The sequence below is a fragment of the Photobacterium lucens genome (assembly GCF_009873615.1).
Lineage (GTDB): Bacteria > Pseudomonadota > Gammaproteobacteria > Enterobacterales > Vibrionaceae > Photobacterium > Photobacterium lucens.
Map to the genome: position 1 here is coordinate 1 of NZ_SSMG01000488.1, position 8,253 is coordinate 8,253.

8 protein-coding genes are annotated in these 8,253 nt (G+C 43.7%); all 8 read left to right on the forward strand.

The window, feature by feature from the left end:
* The first annotated feature begins 107 nt into the window (after positions 1-107).
* From E5A76_RS20125 to fliJ, 8 genes are read left to right on the forward strand one after another with little or no spacing between them, the layout of a single operon-like run.
* Positions 108-1,004 carry a MotY family protein gene (locus tag E5A76_RS20125; RefSeq protein ID WP_161120025.1) on the forward strand — a complete coding sequence of 299 codons (897 nt, stop codon included), beginning with the start codon at positions 108-110 and terminating at the stop codon, positions 1,002-1,004.
* Entirely contained in the window at positions 1,004-2,353 is a 1,350-nt protein-coding gene (locus E5A76_RS20130) for a sigma-54-dependent transcriptional regulator (protein WP_161120026.1), read from the forward strand. The genes E5A76_RS20125 and E5A76_RS20130 overlap by 1 nt, the downstream gene beginning before the upstream one ends.
* 11 nt (positions 2,354-2,364) lie before the next feature.
* Positions 2,365-2,736: a flagellar hook-basal body complex protein FliE gene (gene fliE, locus E5A76_RS20135; protein WP_107174614.1), complete on the forward strand. Its 372-nt coding sequence runs from the start codon at positions 2,365-2,367 to the stop codon at positions 2,734-2,736.
* Positions 2,737-2,739: 3 nt separating this feature from the next.
* Entirely contained in the window at positions 2,740-4,482 is a 1,743-nt protein-coding gene (fliF, locus tag E5A76_RS20140; protein WP_161120027.1) for a flagellar basal-body MS-ring/collar protein FliF, read from the forward strand.
* Positions 4,451-5,485 carry a flagellar motor switch protein FliG gene (locus E5A76_RS20145; RefSeq protein ID WP_161120028.1) on the forward strand — a complete coding sequence of 345 codons (1,035 nt, stop codon included), beginning with the start codon at positions 4,451-4,453 and terminating at the stop codon, positions 5,483-5,485. Before fliF ends, E5A76_RS20145 begins: the two co-directional genes overlap by 32 nt.
* Positions 5,485-6,294, forward strand: a complete 810-nt coding sequence (gene fliH / locus E5A76_RS20150) for a flagellar assembly protein FliH (protein WP_161120029.1) — start codon at positions 5,485-5,487, stop codon at positions 6,292-6,294. Before E5A76_RS20145 ends, fliH begins: the two co-directional genes overlap by 1 nt.
* On the forward strand, positions 6,291-7,643 hold the full coding sequence (gene fliI, locus E5A76_RS20155; RefSeq protein ID WP_161120030.1) for a flagellar protein export ATPase FliI: 1,353 nt from the start codon (positions 6,291-6,293) through the stop codon (positions 7,641-7,643). Before fliH ends, fliI begins: the two co-directional genes overlap by 4 nt.
* 6 nt (positions 7,644-7,649) lie before the next feature.
* On the forward strand, positions 7,650-8,087 hold the full coding sequence (fliJ, locus tag E5A76_RS20160; protein WP_161120031.1) for a flagellar export protein FliJ: 438 nt from the start codon (positions 7,650-7,652) through the stop codon (positions 8,085-8,087).
* Positions 8,088-8,253 lie beyond the last annotated feature (166 nt).

Genomic DNA, 8,253 nt, shown 5'->3' on the forward strand with positions numbered 1-8,253 from the left:
ATATAGATATCATCACTGTGTTTAATATGTTTTAAATTTCAGTTTGATATGCAATTGTTTAGCTATAATAAAACTGTGATTAATTTATGAAGAGGTGAGTGCTTATTATGACACTCATGATTTATACATTAAGAAAACTATTATTCCCTGTCATGTTTATATTGTTTTCACTTAATAGCTTTGCGAAAGAGCTTTTTGTTCCAATGGATTTAGTTCAATGGAAATATAAAGGGGATAAATTTAGTTGTTCATTAAATCAATCTATTCATCATTTTGGTTCTATTAACTTTGTCGCTAAACCTAGGCAACCATTAGGTGTTCAAATTAATAGCTACCATGTTAAAACGCCTTATGAGCGAGCAATACTTAGCCAAGTGACATCGCCTTGGGAGAGTGATTATCCTCCTGTTGTGATCGAAGAAATTGGATTGGCTAAAAAAGCAGGCAAAGTGAGCTTTTATGATGATATTGAAAATCTACTTGAAGCGATGGCACAAGGGCAATGGCTTGGATTTCGTCTGACGTCATCGCAGTTAAATGAGTCGTTTGATGTCACTGTGCCATCAGTCAATATTACGCAGGCAATGGCGGATTTTAATCAGTGTCGAGCGCAATTACCTGCCATGGCATATCGAGATGCAAGGGATGTGGTGCTGCAATTTAACTTGGGTCAACGGGTTGTTAGCTCATCGCAAAAACAAACCTTGGTGGATTTGGCGAGTTATCTAAAACACGACAAAAATATCAAACGAGTATTGATTGATGGGCATACCGATAATGTCGGCTCTAGTGTTGCCAATCTGCAAATTTCAAAAGTCCGTGCAGATGATGTTGCCAGCATTCTGCGAGAAAACGGTGTGCGTTCATCATTGATGGAAATACGATCTCATGGCTCCCGTTATCCTGTTGCCAATAACAATACCCAGCAGGGAAAAGCGAAAAATCGTCGCGTGACTATTCGCGCTATCCGCAAGGAAGAAGCAGTAAAAAGGAAGGGTAGCTAATGCAACCTAACAATATTCAATTAGTCGAGCCAAACTTAAATGCCGCCAATCAAATGATTGCTGTGCTTGAGAGTAAAGGATATCAGGTTAACCATTTCACCTCAGGTCGTGCAGCGTTATACCAATCATCCTCGGCTATTACCTTAGTAAGCTCGCATATTACGGATATCTCATTAACAGATTTTATTCGTCAATTTCATCAAAAAGCGTCTGCGACCCATAACGGAACAACACCAGTTTCCATTGCCATTGTCGATCAGGCGCAAGGGATGATGGCAGCAGAAGCGATGAAAGCAGGGGCAACTGATTATTTACTGCGTCCGTTTGAATCTGAGCAATTACTAGGATTGTTATCTCGCGTTGAAGCCTTAGACAAACCATTAACCGATATCGTAGTGGAATCATGGCGCAGCAAGCAGGTATTGCAATTAGCTCATCGTGCAGCGGGTACGAATGCTACAGTTCTGATCACTGGTGAATCAGGAACAGGTAAAGAAGTATTAGCACAATACGTTCACCAGCATTCATCCCGCTCTAAAGCACCTTTTGTCGCAGTGAACTGTGCAGCGATCCCTGAATCCATGCTAGAAGCAGTACTGTTCGGGCACGTTAAAGGAGCGTTTACTGGCGCAACCCAAACCCAAACAGGAAAATTTGAAGAAGCGAACGGCGGCACAATTTTATTAGATGAAATTGCGGAAATGTCGCCGAGCTTACAAGCCAAATTATTACGAGTGCTGCAAGAGCGTGAAGTCGAAAAAGTCGGTAGCCATAAAACAGTACCACTTGATATTCGCGTGATAGCGGCGACGAACAAAGATCTGCGAGTTGAAATTCAAAAAGGGACGTTTCGAGAAGATCTTTACTATCGCTTAGATGTCCTTCCTCTGCATTGGCCAGCGTTACGTGAACGCACAGCCGATATTCTGCCTTTGGCACAGTTTTTTATAAATAAATACCAAATGGGTAGTGCTTGCCAGCTATCGGAAGATGCGTGTTTTGCATTAGCGCAGTATCACTGGCCGGGCAATATACGTGAATTGGAAAACGTCGTGCAACGGGCTTTAGTGATGCGTCATGGTGATTTCATTACAGCTCAAGATCTGATGTTGCCTGTTGATGCCACATCGTCTACTAACTTACCGCAAACCGGTGGTGAGAATGGCCGAGTTGAAGCAAAGAAAATGGCAGAGTTTCAATACATTATTAAGATCCTCAAGCAATTTGGTGGTAATCGAACCAAAACGGCTCAACAACTGGGCGTAACGACACGGGCGCTGCGATACAAACTAGCGGCAATGCGAGAGCAAGGAATAGACATTGATGCTGTATTAGGTTCGGCAGCATAAAGGAGAGTTAAATGACCACGAATAACCCAATATCGTCTTTAACATCAGAACAGCTCATGCTTGAGAAAATGCAGCAGATGCAGCAACGAACTCAAGCTGATTTCATCGTAAAACCCAATATGATGACTGTAGAAGCCACCAATACTCAGTTTACACCTGCACCATTGTCATTTTCTCAAGCCATGACAGGTGTACTTAACACGGTGAACCAGCATCAAAAAACAGCCAGTGACAAAATCACCGCCGTTGAGTTAGGGCAAAGTGATGATTTAGTCGGGGCAATGGTTGCGAGTCAAAAAGCCAGTTTGTCTTTTTCCGCTTTAATGCAAGTGCGTAATAAAGTGGTTGCGTCATTTGAAGATGTTATGAAAATGCCGGTGTAGCTTATGTCTGAAATCATTGCACAACCTACCATGGCGAACACGGCAACAGGTGCAGCGTCAGTAAAATCAGCCTCCTCAAACCCTTATATCGAGAATATAAAAAATTTATGGGACAGCAGCCAACGTAACCTAGTGCTCTCTGCGGTGTTGGCAGCCATTGTTGCTGCGATCATTGTGGTGGCGTTATGGAGTTCAAGCCAAAATTATCGTCCGCTATATGGTCAACAAGAGCGATTTGATAGTGGCGAGATCATCTCAGTATTAGAAACTGAAGGTATTCCCTATCGCTTACAAGAAGCTAATGGACAAGTGCTGGTGGCTGAAGGGGAGGTCGCCAAAATTCGTATGTTACTGGCTGCAAAAGGGATCAAAGCTAAATTGCCAACAGGGTTAGATTCATTAAAAGAAGATTCCTCGTTAGGTACTAGCCAGTTTATGGAAACGGCACGTTACCGTCATGGACTAGAAGGCGAGTTAGTGCGCACCATCATAGCCCTTGATGCCATTGCTAATGCTCGTGTTCATTTAGCGATCCCACGCAAAAACCTATTTGTTCGCAACAATGCTGAAGCGCCAACAGCCTCGGTCATGGTTGAGCTTAAACCCGGTGAAGATTTAAAAAACGAACAAGTTGAAGCCATCATCAATCTTGTTACTGGTAGCGTTACGGGAATGAAAACAGAAAACGTGTCAGTGGTTGATCAGTATGGGCGCTTACTCAGTGCTGATATTGGCTCGACTGAAATGGGTAAAGTGAATGCAAAGTATCTCGATTATCAGAAGAATCTCGAAAAGCAGGTGATCCAACGTGCTGCAGATATGCTGACGCCAATTGTCGGGCCGAGTAATTATCGGGTTCAAGTTGCAGCCGATCTTGATTTTAGCCACGTACAAGAAACTAAAGAGGTTGTTGATTCAACGCCAGTGGTGAAAAACGAACACCGGATAGAAAATAACAGCATTGATAATATTGCGTTAGGTGTTCCGGGCTCGCTCAGTAATAAGCCGCCAGTCACGGGTGAAGAAGAAAATAAAGACAGCAAGAACACCAATGAACGAACAGAGATCAACCGCCAATATGCCCTAGGCAGTAGCGTTCGTCATACGCAATATCAGCAAGGCAAACTCAATAAACTCAATGTATCAGTACTGCTTAATTCCACCGCTGCGCCAAATGGCAGTGCATGGACAGAAGCGGAAACCCAGCAAATTAGTGCCATGATCAAAGATGCGGTAGGGATCAGTGCTGATCGTGGCGATAGCTTGAGTATTTTAAGTTTCAATTTCACACCCATCGCTATTGAAGCACCGCCAGCGATCCCTTGGTGGCAAGATCCTACCGTACAACAGCCATTACGCTACATGATTGGCGGAATTCTTGGTTTATCGATGATTTTCTTTGTGTTACGTCCACTCATCACGCATCTAACAGGGCTTGATCGTGGCCGTAAAGAGCTAACGTTTGCTGAAGAAGACATACCACAAGAATACGATGAAAACCTGAAAACCCGCGCCGAACAAGAGCATGAAGAGTCATTAAATGAACGTTTAGCTGCGAAAGGGATTGAAAGTGCCAATAACGCACTAAATGCCAATATTGATTTATTACCACCACAAGGCTCACCATTAGAAATACAGCTTAAACACTTACAGCTGATTTCTAACGAAGAGCCAGAGCGTGTTGCTGAAGTCTTAAAACAATGGGTGAACGTCAATGAGCCAATCGCAAGCAAAAAATCCGACTGATAGCACGCCAGCACCGCTATCACCTGTAGAAAAAACTGCCGTGGTTCTGCTCGGAATGGGAGAAGATGCCGCCGCCGAAGTATTAAAGCATTTCTCTCGTGATGAAGTGCAACGTGTCACACGCGCAATGGCATCATTAAGTGGTATTCAAAGTGACAGTGCGAAAGGCGTGATCCAGCATTTCTTTGATGACTTTCGCGCTCATAGTGGCATTCGTGGCGCATCGAAAGAATACCTTTCCAACACCTTACGTAAAGCTTTGGGCAATGATTTAGCTAAAGGGCTACTTAATAACATTTATGGTGATGAGCTGCGTAATAACATGCAGCGACTACAGTGGGTAGATGCAGAATTACTGGCTAAATATGTCAGCCAAGAGCATCCCCAAATGCAGGCAATATTCTTAGCTTATTTACCGCCAGAAACATCATCAAAAGTGTTAGCGAAAATGCCGGTGGATTATCACGATGAGCTTCTTTATCGCATCGCTCAACTTGAAGAAATTGATCACGATGTCGCAGCCGATCTCCATGATTTGATCGAACGCTGCATTGCGCACATGTCACAAGCGCAGAACGCCCCAATATTAGGTACTAAGCAAGTTGCCGATATTATCAACCGTTTCGAAGGTGATCGCGGTCAATTGATGGAATTACTCCGTCTGCATGATGAAGAGATGGTGGATGAAATTGAAACCAACATGTTTGATTTCATGGTGCTTGGGCGTCAAAAAGAATCAACTATGGATAGATTGGTGCAAGAGATCCCTGTTGCCACTTGGGTGATTGCATTAAAAGGGGCTGAGATCAGCTTACAACAAGCCATTAAACGTTCAATGCCACAACGTATGGTGAAAACCCTAGAAGATGAAATGGCGCTAAAAGGTGCAGTGCCAGTCAGTGAAGTAGAACGTGCTCGCCAATCTATTATGGAGCAAGTACGAGATCTGGCAGAAAACGGCGAAATCGATCTTCAGCTTTATCAAGAAATGACGGTGGAGTAATGATGAAGAAAGTCACTATTCAGCAGCTCTCACCGGGGCAATATCGTTTACATCGTTTTCCTCCTATTGCCGATCCTGTTAATCACCATTCATCTGATGGCTTTGGTGATAGCGATCCTGCATTAAATTGGCAAGACAGTCAGTTTGAATTACAACAAAAGCTCGATGAGGGCTTTCAGCAAGGTTTAGCCAAAGGGTTTGATGAAGGAATAGCGAAAGGTGTCGATCAAGGTCATCAACGAGGATTACTGGAAGGGCGAAAAGAAGGCTTTCAACAAGGCTTTGCTCAAGGTGAATTAGCAGGGCAAGAAGTCTTTAGCCAAGCGGTACGACCGGTAGAGAAAATCTTGTTTGAGTTAGAACAATGGCACCAAGAAAAAGACAAACAACAACGTCAGCTTATTTGCGATTTAGTCCAGAAAGTCTCACAGCAAGTGATCCGAGCAGAATTAACATTAATGCCGCAACAAATTCTCGCCTTAGTGGATGAAGCATTAGAGGCGATTCCGGGTAAAACCGAAAAAATCATCATCGAGCTTAATCCACAAGATATAGATCGCATTCATACCATTAACAAGAGTTTACCTGAGGCTTGGAAGTTAATTGCTAATCCTGCATTGCCCGTTGGAGGCTGTCTGCTTATTACCGATAACGCAGAAGCAGATGTCGGTTGTGATGCCCGATTAGAAGCCTGTATTGAGAATGTTCAGCAGCATTTAGTCGAACAAAATCAGTCATTGGAAACACCGATTAACGTAGAGCAAGAACCCGAAGATCAAAATCATGCCAGTAAAGGAGAGGGTGAATGAACCGCCTTCAAGCCGATAGTTTAACAGCACTTGCCGCCCTTGATAGTGTGCCTATTGCCAAGGTCACAGGGCGATTAGTGAAAGTGAATGGCTTGATGCTGCAAGCGGTGGGTTGTCGTTTCAAACTCGATCAACGTTGCTTAATAGTGGCTGATGATGGCGAGCAAATTGAAGCGCAAGTGGTCGGTTTTGATCATAACATTGCGTATTTAATGCCAGTGCGCCAACTCGGTGGATTATACGCAGGCGCGAAAGTGATCCCCATGCAGGGCGGTAGTACCGTTAATGTTAGCCATGAATGGATTGGTCGCGTCGTGAATGGGTTAGGCGAGCCATTAGACAATGGTGAGCCGCTACAAGGTGGTGAGCGTTTATCGTTAGAGCCCAAACCCATTAACCCAATGAAACGTCAACCTGTTGAATCGCCGTTAGATGTTGGAATTAAAGCGATTAATGGCCTACTGACAGTTGGCAAAGGGCAACGCATTGGCTTAATGGCAGGCAGTGGCGTGGGTAAAAGTGTCTTAATGGGAATGATCACCCAATTCACCGCCGCCGATATTATAGTGGTCGGTCTTATTGGTGAACGTGGTCGAGAAGTCCGTGAGTTTATTGAGCGTAATCTTGGTGAAGAAGGGCGCAAACGTGCAGTGATCATTGCAGCTCCTGCCGATGAATCACCACTTATGCGGTTACGTGCCACCAAGCTTTGTCATCGAGTTGCGGAATACTTTCGTGATCAAGGCAAAGACGTATTACTGATGATGGATTCATTAACTCGCTATGCCATGGCGCAACGAGAAATCGCCCTTGCGTTAGGCGAGCCGCCAGCATCACGAGGCTATCCACCGTCAGTATTTAGCTTATTACCACAGCTATTAGAACGTGCTGGTAACGGAGAAAATCCCAACGGCAGCTTAACCGCCATTTATACCGTGTTAGCAGAAGGGGACGATCAACAAGATCCCGTGGTGGATTCTGCTCGCGCCATTTTAGATGGTCATATCGTGTTATCTCGCACCTTAGCAGAGCAAGGGCATTATCCTGCCATTGATATTAATGCTTCCATCAGCCGATGTATGAGCAATTGTACCGAGCAAGTCCATGTCACCGTTGCGAATCAATTTAGACAGCTAAATGCGAACTATCAGCAAGTAAAAGAGTTATTACCATTAGGTGGCTACCAACAAGGACAAGATCCTGAATTAGATCAAGCGGTAATGATGCAACCTCAGCTAAAACAGTTCTTACAGCAGCCTGTAAGTGAGCACTGTGATTATCAAGCGAGCTTAACCCAATTAGCTAACTTGTTTTCACCACAAACAGCGACCTCAACAACGGAGCACTAAGGGTTTATGAATGTACGAGCGGTTGAGCAGTTACAACGACTATCAGAACAAAAGCGCGACAAACTCAGTGCGATTTACCAACAACAACGCCAGCAAGTAGATAACTATCAACAACAACTACAGTTATTAAGCCAACTTAAACAGCATTATACGGGCACAGAACAAACTTATGGCGCTACGATAAATAGCGCCATGCTAACTAACTGCAATCAATTAACCTCACAGCTGACGACCATGATTGACCATCACCAGCATGAACAAGCAGTCATGAGTGCAGAATGTGATCACAGCGCCCAGCAACTACAAGCCAGCAACCAACAAGTAAAACGCTTTGAAGAAGTGAAAAAACGATGGCTTGCCAAACAACAATATGAACAAGCCCGTAAAGAGCAAAAACAGTTAGAAGAGTTGATTAACTTGCGGCATAAGAAGCGGAGGATTTGAGGTGATTCGTTTGTTCAATTAATGCACGATATAATATTAAGTTATAAAAACGTATATATAAGTTTAGTTTCAAAACACCATTACTGAGGGAGTTAAAAAACAAAGTATAAAACGTTATAAATGTTTAAGTTGGCTATTTATAATCACTTCCTAAAAACCCCACATA

Bases quoted from the DNA above. Each gene is read 5' to 3' on its own strand.
- E5A76_RS20130 (WP_161120026.1), top strand. From the start codon at position 1,004: ATGCAACCTAACAATATTCAATTAGTCGAGCCAAACTTAAATGCCGCC.
- E5A76_RS20145 (WP_161120028.1), top strand. From the start codon at position 4,451: ATGAGCCAATCGCAAGCAAAAAATCCGACTGATAGCACGCCAGCACCG.
- E5A76_RS20125 (WP_161120025.1), top strand. From the start codon at position 108: ATGACACTCATGATTTATACATTAAGAAAACTATTATTCCCTGTCATG.
- fliJ (WP_161120031.1), top strand. From the start codon at position 7,650: ATGAATGTACGAGCGGTTGAGCAGTTACAACGACTATCAGAACAAAAG.
- fliE (WP_107174614.1), top strand. From the start codon at position 2,365: ATGACCACGAATAACCCAATATCGTCTTTAACATCAGAACAGCTCATG.
- fliI (WP_161120030.1), top strand. From the start codon at position 6,291: ATGAACCGCCTTCAAGCCGATAGTTTAACAGCACTTGCCGCCCTTGAT.
- fliF (WP_161120027.1), top strand. From the start codon at position 2,740: ATGTCTGAAATCATTGCACAACCTACCATGGCGAACACGGCAACAGGT.
- fliH (WP_161120029.1), top strand. From the start codon at position 5,485: ATGATGAAGAAAGTCACTATTCAGCAGCTCTCACCGGGGCAATATCGT.